The sequence below is a fragment of the Pseudomonas sp. Bout1 genome (assembly GCF_034314165.1).
Lineage (GTDB): Bacteria > Pseudomonadota > Gammaproteobacteria > Pseudomonadales > Pseudomonadaceae > Aquipseudomonas.
Map to the genome: position 1 here is coordinate 3417037 of NZ_JAVIWK010000001.1, position 21183 is coordinate 3438219.

Below are 21183 nucleotides of genomic sequence, written 5' to 3' on the forward strand. Positions count from 1 at the left end.
ACGCCGCCAAAGGCTGCGCCGCAGAGCATGCTCACAGAAGATCGCGCAGGGGCGACGAGGAGGAGATGAGGTCTTTGGACAATAGCAGATAAACAGCAACCTACCGAACTCATGGCAGCCAAAAACACACTGCCACGCACCAAAAACACTCAAATGAATAGGTTCAGATAAAGAAGGCACGATTTTGTTTGCGATTAACCGGCCCGAATCATTCAAATGAACATTTATTCATCAGGTGAAACGTTTAATCCGACGATAAATGGCCAACGCAAGCGCTTGCGTAAACAAATGTATCTGATTAGAGTCGGCAGCAATCAGGTCTGCCGATGGCTGTCATCAGCAAACGCTGGAACACAAAAATAATAAAACCAGGAGCTCAGTCATGAGCCTTGAACCCTTGCTTGAAATGCAGGGCATCAGTAAGACCTTCAATGGTTTGCGGGTGCTCAAGAACGTCAGCCTGAAGGTCTACCCCGGTGAGATCCACGCCTTGATGGGTGAAAACGGCGCCGGCAAGTCGACCTTGATGAAGATTCTCTCTGGTGCCTACCAGGCCGACGACGGCGGCACCATCCGTATCGATGGCCAGCCCGTCGCCAGCTACAACCCGGCGTCCGCCAAAGCCCTCGGCATTGCTGTGATCTACCAAGAACTCAGCCTGTGCCCGAACCTCACGGTGGCCGAGAACATCTACCTGGGCCGTGAACTGCGCCGCGGCTGGACCATCGACCGCAAGGGCATGGAAGCCGGGGTGGCCGAGGTGCTGGCACGGCTTGGCGCAGCGTTCACGCCCACCACCCGCGTCGCCAGCCTGTCCATCGCCGAGCGCCAACTGGTGGAAATCGCCCGGGCCTTGCATGCCCACGCAAAAATCCTGGTGATGGACGAGCCCACCACGCCGCTGTCATCGCGTGAGACCGACCGCCTGTTTGCGCTGATCAAGCAGCTGCGCAGCCAGGGCCTGGCAATCATCTACATCAGCCACCGCATGGCCGAAATCTACGAGTTGTCGGACCGGGTCTCGGTGCTGCGCGACGGCGAGTACGTCGGTGAACTGGCGCGGCACGTGCTGTCGGCCGAAGTGCTGGTAAAGATGATGGTGGGCCGCGACCTGTCGGGTTTCTACAAGAAAGAACATGCCGCCTACGACCCGGGCCAAGTGGTGATGCGTGTGCGCGATATGGCCGACGGCAAGCGCGTGCGCAACTGCAGCTTCGACCTGCACGCCGGCGAAGTGCTGGGCATTGCCGGGCTGGTGGGCGCTGGCCGTACCGAGCTGGCGCGGCTGATCTTTGCCGCCGACCCACGTACGTCCGGCAGCCTGGAAGTGGTCGGCAAGCGCGTGACGCAACTGCGCAACCCGGCGGATGCGATTCGTGCCGGCGTGGTCTATCTCACCGAAGACCGCAAGGCCCAGGGCCTGTTTCTCGACATGAGCGTGGCCGACAACATCAACGTCTGCGCCTGCGTGCCGGACGCGCATGCCGGTGGCGTGCTCGACCGTGGTCACGCCGCGCAACGCTCACGTGATGCGATCAAGTCACTGTCGATCCGCGTGGCGTCGGGCAAGGTCAATGTCGGCGCGTTGTCCGGCGGCAATCAGCAGAAGGTGCTGTTGGCGCGCCTGCTGGAGGTCAAGCCGCATGTGTTGATCCTCGACGAACCTACCCGTGGCGTCGACATCGGTTCCAAGTCCGAGATCTACCGCATCATCAACCAACTGGCCAAAGCCGGCGTGGGCATTGTGGTGATCTCCAGCGAGCTGCCGGAAATCATCGGCACCTGCGACCGCGTGCTGATCATGCGCGAAGGGCAATTGGTGGCTGAAGTGGGCGGGGCATCGGGGCTGGATATTTCCCAAGAGGCGATCATCGACCTCGCCACCGGCAGCGAGCAGGTGGCTGCCCATGGCTAATTCAACGACAAGCGGGAGCAACACCATGACTGTGGCAACGATCGGCAAGGCTGAACGTATTCGCGAACTGATGCGCACGGTGGGCATGTTGCCGGTGCTGGTGCTGCTGTTGGTAGGGTTTGCCCTGGCCAGCGAAAACTTCATGACGGTGCAGAACCTGTCGATCATCACCCAGCAGGCGTCGGTCAACGTGGTGCTGGCGGCAGGCATGACCTTTGTGATCCTCACGGCGGGCATCGACCTGTCGGTGGGGGCGATTCTCGCGGCTTCGGCTGTGGTCGCATTGCAAGCCTCGATGTCGCCGCAATTCGGCATGTTCGGGATAGCCGCCGGGGTCGGCTTCGGCCTGTTGCTGGGCCTGGTCAATGGCGGGCTGATCGCCTTCATGCGCCTGCCGCCGTTTATCGTCACCCTGGGTGCACTGACCGCCATGCGCGGCCTCGCACGTTTGCTGGCGGACGACAAAACCGTCTTCAACCCGGACCTGCCATTTGCGTTTATCGGCAACGATTCGGTACTGGGGGTGCCCTGGCTGGTGATCATCGCCGTGGCGGTTATCGCGCTGTCGTGGTTCATCCTGCGGCGCACGGTGATGGGGGTGCAGATCTACTCGGTCGGCGGCAACCCGGAAGCGGCGCGGCTGTCGGGGATCAAGGTGTGGAAAGTCCTGCTGTTCGTCTATGCCATGTCCGGTGCGCTGGCCGGCCTGGGCGCGGTGATGAGCGCGTCACGCCTGTTCGCCGCGAACGGCCTACAACTGGGGCAATCCTATGAACTGGATGCGATCGCGGCGGTGATTCTCGGTGGCACCAGCTTTACCGGCGGTGTCGGCACCATCGGCGGCACGCTGATTGGTGCGCTGATCATCGCGGTATTGACCAACGGCCTGGTGCTGCTGGGCGTGTCGGATATCTGGCAATACATCATCAAAGGCATCGTGATCATTGGCGCGGTGGCGCTGGATCGTTATCGCCAGTCCGGTGCGCGGACCTGATTTCACTCACACAACAATCACAAGAGAGTCATCATGAACTTCAAACGCATTTTTCCTGTTGTCGCCTCCCTGGGCGTTGCCGTGCTGATGTCCCACGCAGTAGAAGCCCGTGAACTGAAAGCCATCGGCATCAGCATGGGCTCCTTGGGCAACCCGTATTTCGTGACCCTGGCCGACGGTGCTACGGCCCGGGCCAAGGAGCTGAACCCGGCGGTCAAGGTCACCTCGGTGTCTGCCGATTATGACTTGAGCAAGCAGTTCTCGCAGATCGATAACTTCATTTCGTCCAAGGTCGACCTGATCCTGCTCAACGCTGTCGACCCATCGGCCATGGCCTCGGCGATCAAGAAAGCCCGGGATGCCGGGATCGTGGTGGTGGCCGTGGACGTCGACGCCAAGGGCGTGAATGCCACGGTGCAGACCGACAACGTCGAAGCCGGCAAGCTCGCCTGCCAGTTCATCGTCGACAAACTCGCGGGCAAGGGCAACGTGATTATCCAGAATGGCCCGCAAGTGACGGCGGTGACCGACCGGGTCAAAGGCTGTAAAGCGGCACTGGCCGGGGCGCCGGAGATCAAGGTGCTGTCCGACGACCAGGACGGCAAAGGCTCCCGCGAAGGCGGCTTGAACGTGATGCAGGGCTACCTGACGCGCTTCCAGAAAATCGACGGCCTGTTCGCGATTAATGACCCACAAGCCATCGGCAGCGACCTGGCCGCCAAGCAACTGAAACGCAGCGACATCATCATCACCTCCGTGGACGGCGCGCCGGATATCGAGAACGCCCTGAAGACCAACACCCTGATCCAGGCCTCCGCCAGCCAGGACCCATGGGCGATGGCCCAGACGGCCGTCAACGTCGGCAATGACATTCTCAATGACAAACAACCTGCCGAAGCGGTTACCCTGCTGGCGCCAAAATTGATCACCCGCGACAACGTCGGTTCCTACAGCGGTTGGTCCAGCAAACATTAAACGCGCGCAGGAGTAAGTACCGTGGCGACCATGGAGGATGTGGCAAGAATTGCAGGGGTGTCGACGTCGACGGTTTCCCACGTCTTGAACGGCACCCGCAAGGTCAGCCCGGACACGGTGCAAGCGGTGCAGGGCGCGATCCGGCAGTTGGGCTACATCCCCAATACGCTGGCGCGCTCCCTGGCCCGCTCTACGACGAATACGATCGGCGTGGCGATCTCGGCGCTGTCCAACCATTACTTCAGTGAAACGGTGCACGCGATTGAAACCGAGTGCGCCAAGCACGGCTACATGATGTTGTTTGTCGATACCCATGACGATCCCGAACAGGAATTGCGCGTGGTCACGGCGCTGCACCATCGGCGCGTGGATGGCATCCTGCTTGCGCCGTCTACCGGTTCGCGGGCCCTGGAATACTTGCAGGCCAACGAAGTGCCGGCGGTGTTGGTGGACCGGATGATGAGCGACCGCTTTGATCAGGTCGGGGTGGAAAACACGCTGTCCACCCAGGCGTTGGTGGCGCACTTGATCGAGCATGGCCACCGGCGCATCGGGTTTATTTCCGGGCGGGCCGGGCTGGGCACGACGGATGAGCGCGTCGCCGGTTATCACGCGGCGTTGCGGGCGGCTGGGTTGCCGTTGGACCCGCAGTTGCTGGTCAATGGTGGCTCCAGCAGCGAGCCTGCCCGCCAGGCGACGGCGCAGTTATTGGCCCTGGCAACACCGCCCACGGCAATCATGGCGGGTAACAACCTGATGACCCTTGGTGCGATGCATGCCTTGCGTGATGCGCGCATCGAAGTGCCGGGGCAAATGGCCCTGGTGGGTTTCGATGATTTTGACTGGGCGGATTTCTTTGTGCCGCGCCTGACCTTGATCGCGCAACCGGTCCAGGAACTGGGCGCCCGGGCGGTCAACCTGCTGCTTGAGCGCATGGCGTCACCCAAGCGTAAAAAACACAGCGTGCGGCTCGCGCCCACCCTGAAGATTCGTCATTCATGCGGCTGCCCCTGATATGAACAACCCGGTTTCCCTTGGCATTGATCTTGGCACTTCGGAACTCAAGGCGATCTTGATGGACGAGCGAGGCAGCGTCCTGGCGCATGCTGGTGCGCGCCTGACGATATCGCGCCTGCACAGTGGTTGGTCGGAGCAGAATCCTGAGGATTGGTGGCAGGCGTGCCTGCGTGCGCTGGACCAGTTACGTGCCGATCAACCGCAGGCTTATGGCCGGGTGAGCTGCATGGGTTTGTCCGGGCAGATGCACGGCGCCGTGCTGTTGGGGGATGACAACCGGGTGCTGTACCCGGCGATCCTCTGGGATGACTCGCGCGCCCTGGCCCAGGCCGAAGCCTTGGGCGGCGAGTTTGCCGACGTCACCGGCAGTTTGCCGATGGCCGGCCTGACCGCGCCGAAACTGCTATGGGTGCAGCAACACGAGCCCGCGGTGTTCGAGGCGATAGATTGCGTGTTGTCGCCCAAGGATTACTTACGGCTGCGCCTCAGTGGTGAGCGCGTCAGTGACGTGTCCGACGGTGCCGGAACACTGTGGCTGGATGTGGCCAATCGGGAATGGTTTGAGCCGATGTTGCGGGCGACGGGATTGCGCTTGGCGCAGATGCCAAGGCTGGTGGAAGGCGGGGCGGCTAGCGCTCGTTTGAATGCTGCGGCGGCGTCGCGACTAGGCTTGGCTGAGGGCCTGGTGATTGCCGGAGGCGGCGGCGATAACCCGGTGGCAGCGGTTGGTATTGGAGCGGTGAATGCGGGTGACGCCTTTATCACCCTTGGTACGAGTGCGGCCATCGTGGCGATTACCGACCATGCGGCGGGCAGTCCGGCGAGTGCCGTGCACAGTTTTTGCCATGCACTGCCCAATCGCTGGTACACCATGGGCGCCATGTTGGCCGGGGCCAGTTGTTTGCGTTGGGTGACCCGTCTGACGGGTACTGCCGATGAGCAAGCGTTGCTGGATCAGGTGCAGGCCGAGTTGCCGATCGGGCAGGGCGTACCGGCGTCCAATCCGCTGTTTTTACCGTATCTGGCGGGTGAGCGCACACCTCACAATGATCCGTTGCTGCGTGGTGGTTTCATGAACCTGGGGCATGACTGCACGCCGGCCATGCTCGGTTATGCGGTGATGGAAGGGGTTGGATTCGGGCTGTTGGATGCACTGCAGGCGGTGCAGTCGGCCGGGGCCACGGTGGGTGCTTGCGCGTTGGTGGGTGGCGGGGCGCGGAGTGAGTATTGGGCGCAGCTATTGGCCAATATTCTTGAGCGGCAGGTCTACACGTTGCATGGCAGTGAATTGAGCGCATGCATTGGCGCGGCGAAGTTGGGGTTATTGGCGAGCGGGCAGGGCGAAGCTCTTATACAGGCGGGGATGCCGGTCAAACAACGATTTTCCCCGGACGGTGCACAGGCTGGGGTTTTGCGGGAGCGTTATCGAAAATTTCGCGGGTTGTTGGGGGCTGCCAAGGCTATGCACGATTAGGAACGGTGGTGGGAATATCCGTTTTTTTTGTGATGGCTGGTATGGGTTCCGCCCTTACGGCGGGTCACTTTTGAAAGGAGCCCAAAAGTAACCAAAAGGCTCTTGCCCCACCACTCGGCACCTCGCTTAGGCTCGGTGTGCCCGAACGCAGGCATTACTCCGCGGGCCGCCGCGACGGCCCGTCCCTGGCCCGTCGCGGCTAAACCGGCGTCCTGCCGGTTTACCCGCTCCGTAATACCTGCGTTCGGCCAGCGTGGTTGACGGGGCGCCTAAGATCAAGTTCACAAGCAGATCAAGAACACAGCGGCCTACAGGCCGGCTTGAGTGTTAAAAGCCAAATCAACAGCGAACACGGCCCCCGGTTCAAATGTGGGAGCTGGCTTGCCTGCGATGGCATCGCCTCTGTGTATCTGAAAGACCGAGTCGCCTGCATCGCCGGCAAGCCAGCTCCTACAGCTTTTGCTTTTGCTTTTAACACTCAGGTCGGCTTTCAGGCCGCCGTGCTCTTGCTGTTGACCTTGATCTGCAGGCCCCGTCAACCACGATGGCCGCAAGCAGGCACGGTGTAGCGGGTAAATCGGCAAGGATGCCGATTTAGCCGCGCCGGGCCATGGATGGCCCGTCGCGGCGGCCCGCGGAACCGTGCCGGAGTGCGGGCATGCCGAGCCTAAGCGAGGCACCGAGTGGTGGGGCAAAGACCTTTTGGTTACTTTTGGGGCGTTTGCCAAAAGTGACCCGCTGTAAGAGCGGAACCATAAGAAGCCGTTACCTAAATAACGGATATGCCCACCCACCCACCTTGAAAGGAGAACGATTGGGCTGCACAAACAACCCCCTCACCACAAAACCCCAATACATAAACCCGGGATAGGAAACATGAACTAAAAGCACCGACTGCTCCTGATCGCCAGCGACATATCGAACCTGCCCAGGCAGGCTATATGCAAGGCGCACGGCATGCCGCAAACGCCTTGCACTCAGGCCTTTGTGGCCAACTCGCGCAGCACCTTGAGCAACGTAGTTTCGCCCTTGACCACCTCGGCATACTCAAAACAGATCCAGCCTTCGTTGAACCCATCGACCATGCGCATGCGCGGCAGCGGATTCTGCGCACCTTGCTCACGAAACATCGGCTCCCAAGTATCGCGAGGCACCACCTGCGCGGTCACACCACGGTTGAGCACCTCGGTCAGCGTGCGGGCAATATCATTAGGGCTGACCCACTGGCCCTCCAGCTCAACCACCCGGCGCCCACTCCAGTGCTGCTGCAACAGTTGCGCTGCGAGCCGGCCCACGTCGACGGTCGCAATCATCGGCACGGCTTTATCCAGCGGTTGCAGGAAACTGTGGATCACCCCGTGCTCACGGGCCGTGGCCACGTCATACGCCGCGTTCTCCATAAACCAGCCCGGGCGCAGAAAGGTCACCGGCACGTTCAACGCGTTCAGCGCCTGTTCCATCAAGGTGCGTTGGGTCAGCAGGTTAAGCTGCTCGGCCTGGGCGCCAATGGTCGAAAGGCACACCACTTTCTGCGGCGCTGCGGCTTCGATGGCTTGGGCGACAGCGGTAATCACCTTGCGCGCTTCGGGGAAGCCTGGCTGCGGGTCGAAGTCCGAAGGCGGCAGGATGAACACGCCAGTGGCACCCTTGAACGCCTCGGTGAGGGCGGCTGCGTCGTCCATATGGGCGATGACCACCTCACAACCCAGCGCGGCCCATTCGGCGCCTTTGTCGGCATCGCGTATCACCGCGCGCACGGGTTGACGATCATTGAGCAGAAACCGCGCCAGGGCGCCGCCAACTTTGCCTGTGATTCCGGTAATGACATACATGGTGTTTACGCCTGTGGTTCCAATGTGTGGATCAAGCATAAACAGCGCGCCAGATGGACAGAATAGCGATCCCGTCACTGCATCAGTGACTCAAAGTCACGAGTCGCCCAGCGGCGGCAACCGGCGTTTTACCGGGGTTTTCTTGACGATGGCGGTATTGGTTTCGGCATACACGTTGAGCCGGTCGAGCAGCGTGTCGAGTTGGTCCATAGTTCGCACATGCAAGCGCGCGATGAAGCAGTCATCGCCGGTCACCTTGTCGCATTCGGTGAACTCGGGGATGGCCTGGATCTGCCGTTCCACTTCCTGCAATTTCCCGGGCAACGGGCGAATACGCACGATGGCCTGCAGCAGATAGCCGAAGTGCCTGGGGTCGATGTCTACCGTGTAGTTTTTCAACACGCCACGTTCCTCAAGGCGCCGCAGTCGCTCGCTGACGCTGGGGGAGGAAAGGCCGGCGATGCCCGCCAAGGCCTTGAGCGAAAGACGGGAGTCATCCATCAGCGCCGCGATCAATTGCTGGTCAATACTGTCGATCATGCTTGCTCCTGAAGTGATTGCCTGGGTTCGCCTAATAAGAATAGGCGAAGTGCAAGTTCCGCCTTGTTTATGATCTGGAGTCGCTGCGCATCAGGTTGCCATAATTGGGCCTCACTTGAGGAGCTCAATCATGGACAAATCCATCCGTCGCGGGTCTTGGGAAATGGTCGCGGCCATGTTGATATCCGGCACCATCGGCTGGTTTGTGCTGGTGTCTGGCGTACCGGTTGTCGAGGTAGTGTTCTGGCGTTGCGTGATCGGCGCGGTGACATTGCTGGTGGTGTGCTGGCTGATGGGTTATCTGCATGTCGACCTGTTGAACTACCCGAAACTCGGCCTGGCGATGCTCAGTGGCGTGGCGATTGTGGGCAATTGGCTGCTGCTGTTTGAGTCTTACTCCAGGGCTTCAATCGCTATCAGTACGGCGGTGTATAACGTGCAGCCGTTTATGTTGGTGATGTTGGCGGCAGTGTTTCTTGGCGAAAAAATCACCGTGCAAAAGCTCACCTGGTTGAGCGTGGCATTTGTCGGGATGCTGGCGATTGTCACCGCCCATGGTGATCTGCAAAACACCGGGGATGACTACCTGGTGGGCGTGGCCTTAGCGCTGGGCGCAGCCTTTCTGTATGCGATTGCTGCGCTGATCATCAAGCGCTTGAAGGAAGTGCCGCCGCATTTGATGGCGCTGATTCAGGTGACTACAGGCGCCTTGTTGCTCGCGCCGTTGATGCAGTGGCAGAGCCTGTCGGCATCGATGGACGCGTGGGCGCCATTGCTGACCTTGGGCGTGGTGCATACCGGCGTGATGTACGTGTTGCTGTATGGGGCGATCCAGAAGTTGCCCACGGCAATCACCGGGGCGCTGTCGTTTATCTACCCCATCGCGGCCATTTTTGTGGACTGGATTGCCTTTGGGCATCGCCTGGGCTGGTTGCAATGGCTCGGCGTGGCAGCGATTCTGCTCGCGGCGGCGGGGCTGCAGCGGGGTTGGTGGTGGCGCCCGAAGGCCTTGACCGGGCATGTTTCATGAAGCAGTGATAGCACCTTGGTTACTATCTTGCGCTGTATATCTACCTTTACAGCGGAACCGCTCATGTTAAAGAAAACCCGTACCTGGCTGCTGAGTGGCCTGTTGCTGTCCACGGCACTGTCGGCCCACGCCGAAAGCGCCATTCATGTGACCTACGCCGGCTCCATGGGCGTGGTGATGGACAAGGCCCTGGGCCCGGCCTTCGCCGAACGTGAACACCTGACGTACCAGGGGCAGGGCGAGGGCGCCTACGGGATGGCGCGGTTGCTGGCGTCGAAGAAGGTGGTGGCTGACGTGTTCGTCTCCATCACCCCTGGGCCTATCGAAGTGCTGCAAAAAGCCGGGTTGGTCGGGCAGGCGGTGCCGGTGGCCAGCACCCGGATGGTCATCGCCTATAACCCCAGGAGCGCGTTTGCGCCGGCGCTGCAAGCGAGCAAGAGCGCCAACTCGCCGGCCTGGTGGAAAGTGCTGCAAAGCCCGGGCCTGCGCTTTGGCCGCACCGATGCGGCCACTGACCCGCAAGGGCAGAACATCATTTTTACAGTGCAACTGGCCGAGAAGTATTACCAGCAACCGGGCCTGGCCCGGCAGATACTGGGCGAGCTGCAAAACCCGCAGCAGGTGTTTGGCGAAGGCGGCCTGTTGACCCGCCTGCAAGCCGGTCAGTTAGACGCGGCTTCCGGTTACGAGAGCGCGACGATCTCTGCCAAGCTGCCGTATATCGCGCTGCCCGACGAGATCAACCTGAGTAACCCGGCCTTCACCAAAGACTGGTACGACACGGTCAGCCTGCAACTGCCGGACAAGAACGGCCAGATGCAAACCCTCAAGCCGCAGCCGTTGGTGTTCTACGCCGCCGTACTGAAAAACGCACCCAACCCGCAAAAAGCCCAGGCGTTCGTGAGTTACCTGCAATCGCCTGAAGGCCAGAAGCTGTTTGCGGCCAACGGCTACGGCCAGCCAAAGGGCGGAGCGCTTTGATGTGCTGAAGGGCTCGCCCGCATTGTGGATGAGCGTGCCGGCGGCGGTGCTGCTGATCATTCCGTTTGTGGCGCTGGCCGGGGCGACGTCTTGGGGGCAGTTGCAACTGGCCTATGGTGACGGGTCGGCAGTGGGCGTGTCGTTGGGGTTGAGCAGTGTCTCGACGCTGTTGATTGTGCTGCTGGGCACGCCATTGGCCTTGTGGCTGGCCCGCACGGCATCACCCTTGCGCAGCGGGGTCGAGGCGCTATTGCTGGTTTCCCTGCTGACGCCGCCGCTGGCCATGGGCATTTTGCTGGTCACCGCCTATGGCCCCTATGCCACCTTGGGCGAAGCATTGGGGCGCCTGGGCATTTCCCTGAGCAACAACCTGCCGGCGTTTATCCTGGCGCAGCTCTACGGTGGCCTGGCCTATTACATCCTCTGTGCACGCACGGCGTTCGAGGCGGTGCCGCGTTCCCTGGAAGAAGCCGCCAAAGGACTGGGTTGTTCGCCGGTCGAGGTCTTTTTGCGGGTGACCTTGCCTGTCACCCGCAGGGCCCTGGCCAACGCCTTGGCGATTGTCTGGGTACGGGTAATTGGCGAGTTCGGGATCGTGATGGTGTTTGCGTATTTTCCGCAGGGCATTCCGGTCAAGCTGTACGTCAACCTGCAGAACGAAGGCGTAGACAGTGTCTACGCCTTGTTGTGGTTGCTGCTGCTGGTGACCTTGCCGTTTCCGCTGTGGTGCCTGCGGGTACGCAGCCGCGAGGGGATCAGTGCGGTGCGCGCGGGATGGTCTTGAGCAGGTCGTCCGGGCTGATGTAACCCACCACGCTGCCGGGTTGCGGCAGGCCGAGGATGTGGCCCTTGATCTTGCCGATCACGTGCATCTCACACGGCTTGCAGTCGAACTTCAGGGTCAGTACTTCATCGCCGTGGATCAACTGCATCGGCGCCACCTTGGTCTTCACCCCCGTCACACCCTTGGCCTGTTTGGGGCACAGGTTGAACGAGAAGCGCAGGCAGTGCTTGGTGATCATCACCGGCACTTCGCCAGTTTCTTCGTGGGCTTCGTACGCCGCGTCGATCAGTTGCACGCCGTGACGGTGATAGAAGTCGCGGGCCTTCTGGTTGTAGACGTTGGCCAGGAACGACAGGTGTGATTCCGGGTACACCGGCGCCGGAGTGGTTTCTGCCTTGCGGCCGCCCCGTGGATGAGCCTGGATACGCGCCTCGGTCAGTGCCTCGATCACCTCGCGGCGCAAGGCCTTGAGCTGCGAGTTCGGAATGAACAACGCCTGCGGTGCATCCAGCTCGATCGCCGTAGCGTGGTATTGGGTGGTGCCCAGTTGGCCCAGCAGGTCGCGCAGGGTTTCCAGCGCCTGTTCCGGCTTGTTGGCGACGCCAAACGGGCCGGGCAGGGCCACACTGGCGCTGATGCCTTCCTCGCTGGTGACGGTCAGGTCCAGGCGATCTTCCTGCAGGCGGGCCACCCACGACACACCAATACGGCGCTCGGCGGAGGTTTTGAGCAACGCCTGCTGCCAGTTATGGTCCAGGTTACGGTTCAACGGATGGTTCGGGCGCAGTTGGTGCAGGCCGGCCGGCATCTCGTTCGGCTCGACGCGGTAGCGGTAGCGCTTCTCGCCGTCTTCTTCGAACTCGCCTTTTGGCTCGGCAATGTTGGCGCGAAAACCCACCACTTCACGCTTGATCAGCACATTGAGGCCGTCGCCGTTGGACAGCGGCTCATGGGTAACCACTTGCAAGTCACGCTTGCCGGCTTTTTCCACCACACCCACCGGCAGGCCGGTAAAGGTCGGGGTGTCGAAGGCGCCGATGTCGACCTTGCGGTCGGTGACGAAGTAGTCGGTGCTGCCACGGTGGAAGGTCTTTTCCGGGTCCGGCAGGAAGAAATGCGCGGTGCGGCCGCTGGACGCGCGGGCCAGGTCGGGACGGTCTTCCAGAATCTCGTCCAGGCGCTGGCGGTAATAGGCCGTGATGTTTTTCACATAACCCATGTCCTTGTAGCGGCCTTCGATCTTGAACGAGCGCACGCCGGCATCCACCAGCGCGCGCAGGTTGGCGCTCTGGTTGTTGTCTTTCATCGACAACAGGTGCTTTTCAAAGGCAACCACACGGCCCTGGTCATCTTTCAAGGTGTAGGGCAGGCGGCAGGCCTGGGAGCAATCGCCACGGTTGGCGCTGCGGCCATTCTGGGCGTGGGAGATATTGCACTGGCCGGAGAAGGCCACGCACAACGCGCCATGGATGAAAAACTCGATGGCAGCATCGGTCTCGTCGGCAATCGCACGGATCTCTTGCAGGTTCAGCTCACGGGCCAATACCAACTGCGAGAACCCGGCCTGGTCGAGGAACTTGGCCCGGCCCAGGGTGCGGATGTCGGTCTGGGTGCTGGCGTGCAGTTCGATGGGCGGAATATCCAGCTCCATCACGCCCAAGTCCTGGACGATCAGCGCGTCGACACCGGCATCGTAAAGCTGGTGAATCAGCTTGCGCGCCGGCTCCAGTTCGTTGTCGTGCAGGATCGTGTTGAGGGTGGTGAAGACCCGTGCGTGGTAGCGCCGGGCGAACTCCACCAACTGCGCGATATCGCTCACCTCGTTGCAGGCGTTATGACGCGCACCGAAACTCGGGCCGCCGATGTACACGGCGTCGGCGCCATGCAGGATGGCCTCGCGGGCGATGGCGACATCGCGTGCAGGGCTGAGCAATTCCAGGTGATGCTTGGGCAAGGACATAGTTTTTTTAGTCAGGCTTGTCACGGAGGCGAGCATTGTAGCTGCGAAATGTCCTATCGACATCTCCCCAGCCCTGGAATGCACTCTCCTGTGGGAGCCGGGCTTGCCCGCGATGCAGGCGCCGCGGTGTATCAGTGAAACCGAAGCGACCCCATCGCAGCCTCGGCGGGGCTTCACAGCTTCCACATTTGATCATCGCGGGCCGATATAGAGCGTTCGGCTCAGGCCTTGGCAGCCATCGCGGTGACTTCAACGCGCATGCCTGCAACCGCCAGGGCTGCCACGCCAACTGCCGCACGTACTGGCCAGGGCTTGGCGAAATAGCGTTTGTAGACTTCGTTGAATGCGGCGCGATCGGCCATGTCTGTCAGGTAAATGGTCAGGTGCATCACCCGGTCAATCGAGCTGCCGGCGCGTTCCAGGGCAACTTTCAGGGCTTGCAGGGTGCACTCGCTTTGCAGCGTGATGTCGCCCAGTTCCAGGCTGCCATCGGCGCGGGTAGGGATTTGCGTGGAGACGAGGATGCCGTTGAAGCCGATGACGTCGCTGGAGATAGAGTCCGGGTCGAGGTCGGGGGTGAAGGCGAGGTCGTGGTTGGCCATGGGAGTCTCATGCAAGGAGGACGAAAGAAGGCTGCTATCGTCCCCGAAAAAAAGGCCTGGGGCAAACCCAGGCCTTTTCAGCTTTACAGCAACGTAAACGGATAATCCACGGTCAGGCGCAACTCACTCAGGTCACCTTCACCCTGATCGGCGTTGGCCACGTGGAACGCCTGGCGCAAGCGGAACGACAGGTTCTTCGCCGGCCCTCCCTGCACGACATACTTGGCCTCCAGGTCCGTCTCGTGGTGCTTGCCATCCGCACCGTAATGGTCGAGGTACGCGCTGTTGGCCGGTGTGTGCGTGCCGTTGATATCCGAACCATCGATGTAGCGGGTCATGAAACTCAGCCCCGGCATGCCATAGTTCGCCATGTTCAGGTCGTAACGAATCCCCCACGATTGCTCGCCCGGCCCGTTGAAGTCAGACCATTGCACCGAGTTGGCCAGCAAGATCGAGTCGCCACCTTCGCCTGCGCCGTTGTTGCCGGTGCCCACGTAGTCGAATGGTGTGTCCCCGTGCACTTTCTGGAACGACAGCGTCAGCGTGTGCGCCGCCAGGAAGGAGTACGCCGCCGCGACCGAGTAGGTGGTGTTGTTGATCGCACCGGCCTTGGCGCTGCCGGTATCGAGGGTGCGGTACAGGTTGCCGTCAAAGGCCAGTGATTGGTCGCGGCCCAGCGGCAACACGTAGTTGAGGTTGGTGTAGTACTGGCGCCAGATGTCGGCCAACTCGCCGCCGTACAACGTGGCGCTCAGGCCAGGGGTGAACGTGTACTTGCCACCGACGAAACTCGCGCTGGAGGCGGGCACGTTGGCGTACGTTGCATAGATTTCGTGGTCATGGTCGGCGGTCATGCCGCTGTTGGTGCTGGTGAAGTGACCGGCTTCCAGGTCCAGGTTGGCGATTTCACTGCTGGTCAGGTCAAAACCGGTGGCGGTCTGTGGCAGCAAGCGGGTGCCGCCGGTAGCAAACACCGGGGCGGTGGGTTGCATGTCGCCGTATTTGAGCTCGGTCTTGGAGACCCGGATCTTCACGTCTGCGCCGACCGAGCCGTAGCTGTTCTCGGGGTCACCATGGCGATCTGTCGGCAGGTTGCCGGTGCCCGCGTATTGGCTTTGGGCATCGAGTTTAAGCCCGCCATAGGCGTACGCATCCACACCAAAGCCAAGGGTGCCCTGGGTAAATCCCGAGGCGTAATTGGCCATGACTCCCTGAGTCCAGTCACGGTTGTCAGCCTTGCCGTTTTCCCGGTTGCGGTTCAAGTAAAAGTTACGCAACAACCCCGTTACACTGCTGCCGTCGATAAAGCCCTTGGCGTCTGCCTGATCCGTTACTGAGTCTGCCAACGCCACTTGGCTCAGGCTGGTAGATACCACCAGCGCTAATAGGCTCCACTGTTTAACCATGGTTGTTACTTTCCCGAATTGATGAATCGCCACGCGTTACGTGCGCAGGTGCACGCCGTTGTTTTTATGGCGGATATAACGGTTGGGCAGGGATTGTTAAGGCTGGCGATGACGCCGGGCTCGCGTGTTGTTTTTTTGCCGGGAACCAGACAGGCTGGTGGTTCTGGCTTTTGTGCGATGGGCGATTTTTAACCGGCTCGCAACAAAGGACCAGTGAAGGGATGGTTAAACTCGATTAATTAATATTCACTTTTTTTAACGGCGCGCTGGTGTAGCGTTAATGCTGTCTTAGCCGCTCTGCTTCGACAAAACCTTTGGTTTGCCGCCGCAGTTTCTGCGGCGGATTTTTTAAATATTGAATGTAGGTTTATTTAGTATTTATTTACACAGCGATTAACCAGCAACTTCTGGAACTCATTGATCTGCCTGTAACGGTCAAACACCAGGGTGTTTTGTATTTGTGCGTGAGGGGCCACGGCTCGGTCACTCCTGCGCGCCATCCCAACGTTTTAACATTTTCTTAAAAACATTTGTCTATGGTCCTGGCCTTTGCTCATCATCCGGTATTTGCGGATTGTGTTGCCCCATCCCAAGCAGCACACGAGGGCCTGCTGTGTACTTATTGTTGGTCGAAGACGATGCCATGCTGGCCGAAGCCATGTGCGATGGCGCGCGGCAAAACAGCTGGAACATAGACCACGTCAAGGACGCTTCCCAGGCGCGCCTGGCCTTGGTTGAACATACCTATAACGCGGTGTTGCTGGACCTTGGCCTGCCTGGCGAGTCCGGTTTAAGCGTGCTCAAGGCCATGCGCAAACAACACGACCCCACTCCCGTGGTGATCCTCACAGCCAGCGGGCAACTGAGTGCGCGCATCGTCGGCCTGGATGCCGGAGCCGATGATTATCTGGTCAAGCCGTTCCAACTCGATGAACTGTGGGCGCGGCTGCGGGCCGTGAGCCGGCGCAGTGAGGGCCGGGTGATTTCGTTGTTGACCCTGGGCGATATTGTCCTGGACCGCAGCCGCCACGTGGTGACCCGAGGCGGCCAGCGGGTGGCGTTGAGCGCGCATGAATACCGCACGCTGCTCGCGTTGCTGGAACGCCCTGGCCACGTGCTCGCCCGCGATCATTTGCAGGCGGTGGTCTATGGGCATGCCAGCAACATTGAAAGCAATACGATTGCCGTCTATATCCACCAACTGCGGCGCAAGCTGGGCGAGGAGCTGATCACGACGGTGCATGGCCAGGGCTATATGATCGCCGGGGCACGCAAATGAAATCGCTGCGCCAGCGCATGATGCGCGTGTTGTTGTTGACCATTGGTATTTGCTGGGCGCTGGCCCTGGCGGCGTTGTTGATTTACACCCAGGTCAGCTCCAGCAGCATCTGGGACAGTAAGCTGCAAACCATTGCCACCCAGTTGTTGCTGGCGATCCCGCACAATAATCAGCGGCTGCCAAACGGCGACGGTGGCCTGCGATTGAGCAGTACCGGGTTGGCCGAGGCGGGACTTTTAACGTACCAGGTGTGGGCGGGCCACGAACGCTTGTTGACCGGCGCGCCCGGGGCACCGCCAAGCCCATTGCAGGGCAGCTTCGAAGACGGTTTTTCGAGCCCGTTGATTGATGCAAGGAAGTGGCGGGTGTATTCCATCTCCGACAGCCGCCGGCAACTCACGGTCCAGGTAGGCTATTTGCACAGCGTCATCAGTGCGGATATGCGTCGAAAAGCATTCGTGGCCCTGTGCATCGCTTCATCACTGTTGGCGCTGGTGGGGCTGTTGATGTGGCAGGTTTTGCGGCGCGCGTTACGCCCGGTGCTGGTAATTGAACATGCCCTGCGCGGGCGCCGCCGCTTCGACCTGACGCCCTTGTCCGTGGTAGCGCTGCCCGGGGAGTTGCGACCGTTGGTGGAGGGGTTCAACCACTTGCTGCAGCAACTCGACCAGGCACTGGAAGGCGAACGGCGTTTTATCGCCAATGCGGCCCACGAGTTACGCACGCCGCTCTCGGCATTGCAGGCCCATGCGCAAATTGCACTGCGCGCCACCACACTGGCCGAAAAGGACGCGACCCTGCACAAACTGATGACAGTGGTCGCACGCAGCACACGCTTGTCCGAGCAGTTGCTGGACCTGGCAAGCCTGGATGCTTCTGTCCAGCGGCCACAGCGCACCCAGGTCGACCTGTGCGAGCTGGTCGGGTATGTGGCCGATGAGTTTGAAGTCCAGGCCGCTCAGTTGCAACGGGTGCTCCAGCTTCGGGTGCAACCGTGTTTGATCGACTGTGATATCGATGAAATCGGTATTTTGCTGCGCAACCTGATCGACAATGCGCTGCGTTATACCGGGCCAGGGCAGCGCGTCAGAATAAGCTGCGGCCCCTCGGCGCAAGGGCCCTGCCTGCAAGTCGCCGATGACGGGCCGGGCGTGGCGGCGGCTGAGAGAGACGCGATCTTCGAGCGCTTTTACCGGGTGCCCGGCAGCGGCGGGCAAGGCAGTGGGATCGGCCTGTCATTGGTGAAAAACATCGTTCAAGGGCACCGTGCCAATCTCGTCACCAGCAGCGGCCTGGCGGGCAAGGGGCTCGCCATCAGCGTGTACTTTCCAGAGGCTGCGACGCCTGCAGCACCTGCGTCATAACCTGGGCCTGCCATTCAAAATACGGGTTATACGTGAGGCGCGCATGTACCTTGCCCACCTCACGGTAACCCCAGTCTGAATACCACACGGCATCCCCCGCCATGCAGTGCCGGTAGCCTTCGGCATTTTGCCCGTTGGAACACATCGGTTGCGTGCCGCGACGACCGTATTGGGGGTTTTCCGGGGAGAACAACACACTCATATGCGAAAACTGGCTGATATGTTCGCCAGGCAACTGGTCACTGCGCACCAGCATCCGCCCATTGCGCTGCGTGGACGCCAACTCGCCATACCAGATCATCCGTGACGCCGGGTTCGGGAAGCGTTGGCTGAAGGTTTCCCGCACAAACGCGACATCCACCACCGAATCATGTGCGGCGCTGACCAGCAGCACAGGCCGGTCAAACGTGTGCATCGCCAGCTTGGCGCGTACGGCAGTACTGCTCAGGTAGAACTGGGCAAACCCATGGGTCGGCACATTTTGATAGCGCAGCGGCGATTGCTGCGGCGCAGGGCCGTCGGGGTGGCGAAACCAGGGCTTGACCCAGGACACCCAGGGCAACAACCAATCGAAGGGCAGGCTGGCCTTGAACGCCGGGGAAAACAACAGCAGCCCGGCGATTGCCTGGTCATCCATGGCGTACTCCAGCACCAGGTTGGCGCCGGTGGAAAAACCGCCGAGGTACACCTGGCCGACCTCCTGGCGCAGCAACGCCACTTGCTGCGCCACGGTGAGCCGCCAGTCGTTGATGCTGACGTCCAGCATGTCGGAAGGTTGAGTCCCGTGCCCGGGCAGCAACAGTGTGCGTACCCGGTAACCCTGGCTTGCAAGCAGGGGGGCGATGTCGATGAAAGAGCCGGGCGAGTCACCCAGCCCGTGCACCAGCAAGATACCTTTGCCGTTAGGCTGATCGGGCGGCCATTCCCGCGGCGCGTTCCATGCCAGCTCCAGGGCATGGTCGGCGCTTTGAAAACGTCGGTCACGTTGCAGCAGCATGAGGGTTTGCTGGCGGTAGTCGGCAAACGTCGCCGGGGCAGTCGTGACAGTCCCGGTCGAAAGTTCGGCGCAACCGGCCAGGCAGGACAATAGCAGCGTCCCTAGTGTTTTCATTGGGGCTCCGTGTGAGCAAGCAAGCGAACGCAGGCAAGGCGTGGGGCGGCATTGGTGGTCAAAAACGGTACATGTACCAGAGCCGCGCCGCGCCGATGGTGGACCGGTCGACGATTGGGCTGTCTTCGATTTCACTGCCAAGGCGGGTGGCACTCAGGTCCAGGAAGACCTTCTGATTGGCCTCCAACTGGTAGCCGATGCGCAGCCCTGCCTCGATGTTGACGGTGGCATCGCCCGTGTAGGCGCGCCGCGCCGCAGTGGCTTCGCTGGCACGCACGCCGTAGTAGTAGTCGACGTAGTCTTCATTCAGGTGCACTGCCTCAAGGCGCGGGGTGAAGTCGAAGTTGTTCGCGGTAAACCGTCGCTCTACGGCCAGCCGGATCATTTGCCCGTCACTGTTGCCAGACGCATCGCCGGCCCACTGCGCGGAGAACTGCGCGACAGGGCTTTGCCAGATCGCCTTGCCTCCCAGCCAGACGCCCGGGTCGCGGTCGCGCATGCCGTCCAGGTCATCGGAGTCGGATGCGTCGTAGCCTTCACCCAGCCCATACCGGGCCTGCAAACGAAATGACAGCGCGCTGTCGCTGGGGATCTTGAAGTCAATGCCGGGGCCCATCACGCTGATCCAGCGATTTTCATAGGCCACGGCCGGCAACAATTGGCTGTCGTTGTCGTGCCCGCGGTAGGGGGAAGTGCTCACGCCGGCCCCAAGTCCCAGGCCCCAACCAAATTCCTTGTCGTTTTCTGGCGCTGCCTGGGTGGTGCCGGGCACCAGGGACAGGCCGGCCAGGAGCAGTGTCCCGACAAGCGCGGCCAAGGGGTTCACAGGCAGCGATTTAGTTTCGATGGGTGACATGTGTGTTTTCTCAGATGGGGGTCTGAGGCGGAGTATGTCGAGGAGGATTTAAGAAGTTTTTAGACGGATTAATCGCTGATTAAGATAACTGTCGATGGGGCGCCTCAAAAGAACAAATCCTTGGGCGACAGCATCTCGCTGAACGGTGAGCTGGGCTTGCGGGCGTGCTGCTTGATCACCTGTTTAACCACTGCGATGAAGGCAGTCGCGGCCTTGCTGCGCACGTTGCCCCGGCGGCTGACCACGCCGAGGATTCTCGACTTGGAACCCTTGAAGGCGCTCAACGGCGCCACCGCACCGGCAAAACATTCGGACTTGAGCAGCAGGTTCGGCAGCACCGTCAGTGAGTCGGTCTGCAACAGCACCGGCAACAGGATCCCCGCCGAGTGCACGCTTACCACGTGGCTGGGCGGTGGAGACAAACGAAACTCGCGGTTCAGGTCGCTGATAAACGTGTTGTGCAGCGACGGTGGGTAGTTGGCCAGCCACTTCATGGCGTTCAGTTCATCGATGGAGCTGGAATGGCGCAGTGGGTGGTCTGTACGGCCCACCACATGGGCCTGGTAGGAAAACAGCGGTTCGATCGAGAACTCGTTTTCGGTAATGAAATTACTGGCCTGAATCAGCGCGAAATCCAGGTAGCCATCCCGAAGTTGTGGCACAGAAATGCCATGCAAGCCCTCGAACACTTCCAGGAATACATGGGGATACTGCTGCTGGTAGAGGCTCAGGCACTCAGGCAAAAAGGTGAAATTGACAAAGGGCGCGATGGCGATGCGCAGTCGCTCGGCCTGCCCGCTGCGGATCAGGTTCAGGTCGGCCTTGGCCTTTTCGATCTCGCTGAGGATCAGCCGCGCATGGTGCAGCAGGCTTTTACCCGCCTCGGTAAAACGCACGCCGGTGTGGGTGCGCTCCAGCAGTTCCACGCCTTGTTGCTGTTCCAGGTCGCGCAGGGTGCGGGTGATTGCGGCTTGGGTCAGGCCGACGGATTTGGCTGCGCTGCGGATGCTTCCGGTTTCGGCGACTGCCACCAACGCGGTGAACTGATTGGTTTTCATCCTGC

The 21183-nt window shown here is 60.8% G+C and carries 18 protein-coding genes; 10 read left to right on the plus strand and 8 right to left on the minus strand.

The window, feature by feature from the left end; all coding sequences use genetic code 11:
• Window positions 1-382 precede the first annotated feature (382 nt).
• Genes RGV33_RS15960 through xylB form a run of 5 tightly spaced genes read left to right on the plus strand, consistent with a single transcriptional unit; the run spans window position 383 to window position 6375 of the window.
• Entirely contained in the window at window positions 383-1915 is a 1533-nt protein-coding gene (locus RGV33_RS15960) for a sugar ABC transporter ATP-binding protein (protein WP_322145106.1), read from the plus strand.
• A gap of 25 nt (window positions 1916-1940) precedes the next feature.
• The gene (locus RGV33_RS15965) at window positions 1941-2909 is read left to right on the plus strand and encodes an ABC transporter permease subunit (RefSeq protein ID WP_003209708.1); all 969 of its coding nucleotides are present in this window, start codon (window positions 1941-1943) and stop codon (window positions 2907-2909) included.
• A 33-nt stretch (window positions 2910-2942) separates the two neighbouring features.
• Window positions 2943-3884, plus strand: coding sequence for an ABC transporter substrate-binding protein (locus tag RGV33_RS15970; protein ID WP_322145107.1), 942 nt, complete (start codon window positions 2943-2945; stop codon window positions 3882-3884).
• A gap of 21 nt (window positions 3885-3905) precedes the next feature.
• Window positions 3906-4898: a LacI family DNA-binding transcriptional regulator gene (locus tag RGV33_RS15975; RefSeq protein WP_322145108.1), complete on the plus strand. Its 993-nt coding sequence runs from the start codon at window positions 3906-3908 to the stop codon at window positions 4896-4898.
• A 1-nt stretch (window position 4899) separates the two neighbouring features.
• Window positions 4900-6375, plus strand: coding sequence for a xylulokinase (gene xylB / locus RGV33_RS15980; protein ID WP_322145109.1), 1476 nt, complete (start codon window positions 4900-4902; stop codon window positions 6373-6375).
• 977 nt (window positions 6376-7352) lie between these two features.
• Here the strand turns inward: xylB and RGV33_RS15985 are convergent.
• Together RGV33_RS15985 and RGV33_RS15990 are read right to left on the minus strand one after the other, a co-directional pair.
• Window positions 7353-8207: an NmrA family NAD(P)-binding protein gene (locus RGV33_RS15985; RefSeq protein ID WP_322145110.1), complete on the minus strand. Its 855-nt coding sequence runs from the start codon at window positions 8205-8207 to the stop codon at window positions 7353-7355.
• Between the two features lie 96 nt (window positions 8208-8303).
• On the minus strand, window positions 8304-8747 hold the full coding sequence (locus RGV33_RS15990; RefSeq protein WP_322145111.1) for an Lrp/AsnC family transcriptional regulator: 444 nt from the start codon (window positions 8745-8747) through the stop codon (window positions 8304-8306).
• Between the two features lie 130 nt (window positions 8748-8877).
• Between RGV33_RS15990 and RGV33_RS15995 the strand changes: the two genes are divergently transcribed.
• From RGV33_RS15995 to RGV33_RS16005, 3 genes are all read left to right on the plus strand, one after another.
• Window positions 8878-9777, plus strand: coding sequence for a DMT family transporter (locus RGV33_RS15995; protein WP_322145112.1), 900 nt, complete (start codon window positions 8878-8880; stop codon window positions 9775-9777).
• Window positions 9778-9840: 63 nt separating this feature from the next.
• Window positions 9841-10758, plus strand: a complete 918-nt coding sequence (locus RGV33_RS16000; protein WP_322145113.1) for an extracellular solute-binding protein — start codon at window positions 9841-9843, stop codon at window positions 10756-10758.
• Between the two features lies 1 nt (window position 10759).
• A complete protein-coding gene (locus RGV33_RS16005) occupies window positions 10760-11542 on the plus strand; it encodes an ABC transporter permease subunit (protein WP_322145114.1) in 783 nt (260 codons plus the stop codon).
• Here RGV33_RS16005 and RGV33_RS16010 read toward each other — a convergent pair.
• The 3 genes from RGV33_RS16010 to RGV33_RS16020 form a co-directional block, all read right to left on the minus strand.
• Complete coding sequence (locus tag RGV33_RS16010) at window positions 11514-13502, minus strand: U32 family peptidase (protein ID WP_322145115.1); 1989 nt, start codon at window positions 13500-13502, stop codon at window positions 11514-11516. The two genes, RGV33_RS16005 and RGV33_RS16010, sit on opposite strands and share 29 nt — an antisense overlap.
• 221 nt (window positions 13503-13723) lie before the next feature.
• Window positions 13724-14104, minus strand: a complete 381-nt coding sequence (locus tag RGV33_RS16015) for a RidA family protein (RefSeq protein WP_322145116.1) — start codon at window positions 14102-14104, stop codon at window positions 13724-13726.
• Window positions 14105-14187: 83 nt separating this feature from the next.
• Window positions 14188-15510, minus strand: a complete 1323-nt coding sequence (locus tag RGV33_RS16020) for an OprD family porin (protein ID WP_322145117.1) — start codon at window positions 15508-15510, stop codon at window positions 14188-14190.
• Between the two features lie 613 nt (window positions 15511-16123).
• Between RGV33_RS16020 and RGV33_RS16025 the strand changes: the two genes are divergently transcribed.
• Window positions 16124-16789 (plus strand): response regulator transcription factor, encoded by a 666-nt coding sequence (locus tag RGV33_RS16025; protein ID WP_322145118.1) that lies wholly within the window; start codon window positions 16124-16126, stop codon window positions 16787-16789.
• Window positions 16786-18153, plus strand: coding sequence for a sensor histidine kinase (locus tag RGV33_RS16030; protein ID WP_322145119.1), 1368 nt, complete (start codon window positions 16786-16788; stop codon window positions 18151-18153). The genes RGV33_RS16025 and RGV33_RS16030 overlap by 4 nt, the downstream gene beginning before the upstream one ends.
• Here the strand turns inward: RGV33_RS16030 and RGV33_RS16035 are convergent.
• The 3 genes from RGV33_RS16035 to RGV33_RS16045 form a co-directional block, all read right to left on the minus strand.
• Complete coding sequence (locus RGV33_RS16035) at window positions 18104-19150, minus strand: alpha/beta hydrolase (protein WP_322148685.1); 1047 nt, start codon at window positions 19148-19150, stop codon at window positions 18104-18106. The two genes, RGV33_RS16030 and RGV33_RS16035, sit on opposite strands and share 50 nt — an antisense overlap.
• 172 nt (window positions 19151-19322) lie before the next feature.
• Entirely contained in the window at window positions 19323-20120 is a 798-nt protein-coding gene (locus tag RGV33_RS16040) for a MipA/OmpV family protein (RefSeq protein ID WP_322145120.1), read from the minus strand.
• Window positions 20121-20224: 104 nt separating this feature from the next.
• The gene (locus RGV33_RS16045) at window positions 20225-21178 is read right to left on the minus strand and encodes a LysR family transcriptional regulator (protein ID WP_322145121.1); all 954 of its coding nucleotides are present in this window, start codon (window positions 21176-21178) and stop codon (window positions 20225-20227) included.
• Window positions 21179-21183 lie beyond the last annotated feature (5 nt).

Bases quoted from the DNA above. Each gene is read 5' to 3' on its own strand.
- RGV33_RS15960 (WP_322145106.1), top strand. From the start codon at position 383: ATGAGCCTTGAACCCTTGCTTGAAATGCAGGGCATCAGTAAGACCTTC.
- RGV33_RS15965 (WP_003209708.1), top strand. From the start codon at position 1,941: ATGACTGTGGCAACGATCGGCAAGGCTGAACGTATTCGCGAACTGATG.
- RGV33_RS15970 (WP_322145107.1), top strand. From the start codon at position 2,943: ATGAACTTCAAACGCATTTTTCCTGTTGTCGCCTCCCTGGGCGTTGCC.
- xylB (WP_322145109.1), top strand. From the start codon at position 4,900: ATGAACAACCCGGTTTCCCTTGGCATTGATCTTGGCACTTCGGAACTC.
- RGV33_RS15985 (WP_322145110.1), bottom strand. From the start codon at position 8,207: ATGTATGTCATTACCGGAATCACAGGCAAAGTTGGCGGCGCCCTGGCG.
- RGV33_RS15990 (WP_322145111.1), bottom strand. From the start codon at position 8,747: ATGATCGACAGTATTGACCAGCAATTGATCGCGGCGCTGATGGATGAC.
- RGV33_RS15995 (WP_322145112.1), top strand. From the start codon at position 8,878: ATGGACAAATCCATCCGTCGCGGGTCTTGGGAAATGGTCGCGGCCATG.
- RGV33_RS16000 (WP_322145113.1), top strand. From the start codon at position 9,841: ATGTTAAAGAAAACCCGTACCTGGCTGCTGAGTGGCCTGTTGCTGTCC.
- RGV33_RS16010 (WP_322145115.1), bottom strand. From the start codon at position 13,502: ATGTCCTTGCCCAAGCATCACCTGGAATTGCTCAGCCCTGCACGCGAT.
- RGV33_RS16015 (WP_322145116.1), bottom strand. From the start codon at position 14,104: ATGGCCAACCACGACCTCGCCTTCACCCCCGACCTCGACCCGGACTCT.
- RGV33_RS16020 (WP_322145117.1), bottom strand. From the start codon at position 15,510: ATGGTTAAACAGTGGAGCCTATTAGCGCTGGTGGTATCTACCAGCCTG.
- RGV33_RS16030 (WP_322145119.1), top strand. From the start codon at position 16,786: ATGAAATCGCTGCGCCAGCGCATGATGCGCGTGTTGTTGTTGACCATT.
- RGV33_RS16035 (WP_322148685.1), bottom strand. From the start codon at position 19,150: ATGCTGCTGCAACGTGACCGACGTTTTCAAAGCGCCGACCATGCCCTG.
- RGV33_RS16040 (WP_322145120.1), bottom strand. From the start codon at position 20,120: ATGTCACCCATCGAAACTAAATCGCTGCCTGTGAACCCCTTGGCCGCG.
- RGV33_RS16045 (WP_322145121.1), bottom strand. From the start codon at position 21,178: ATGAAAACCAATCAGTTCACCGCGTTGGTGGCAGTCGCCGAAACCGGA.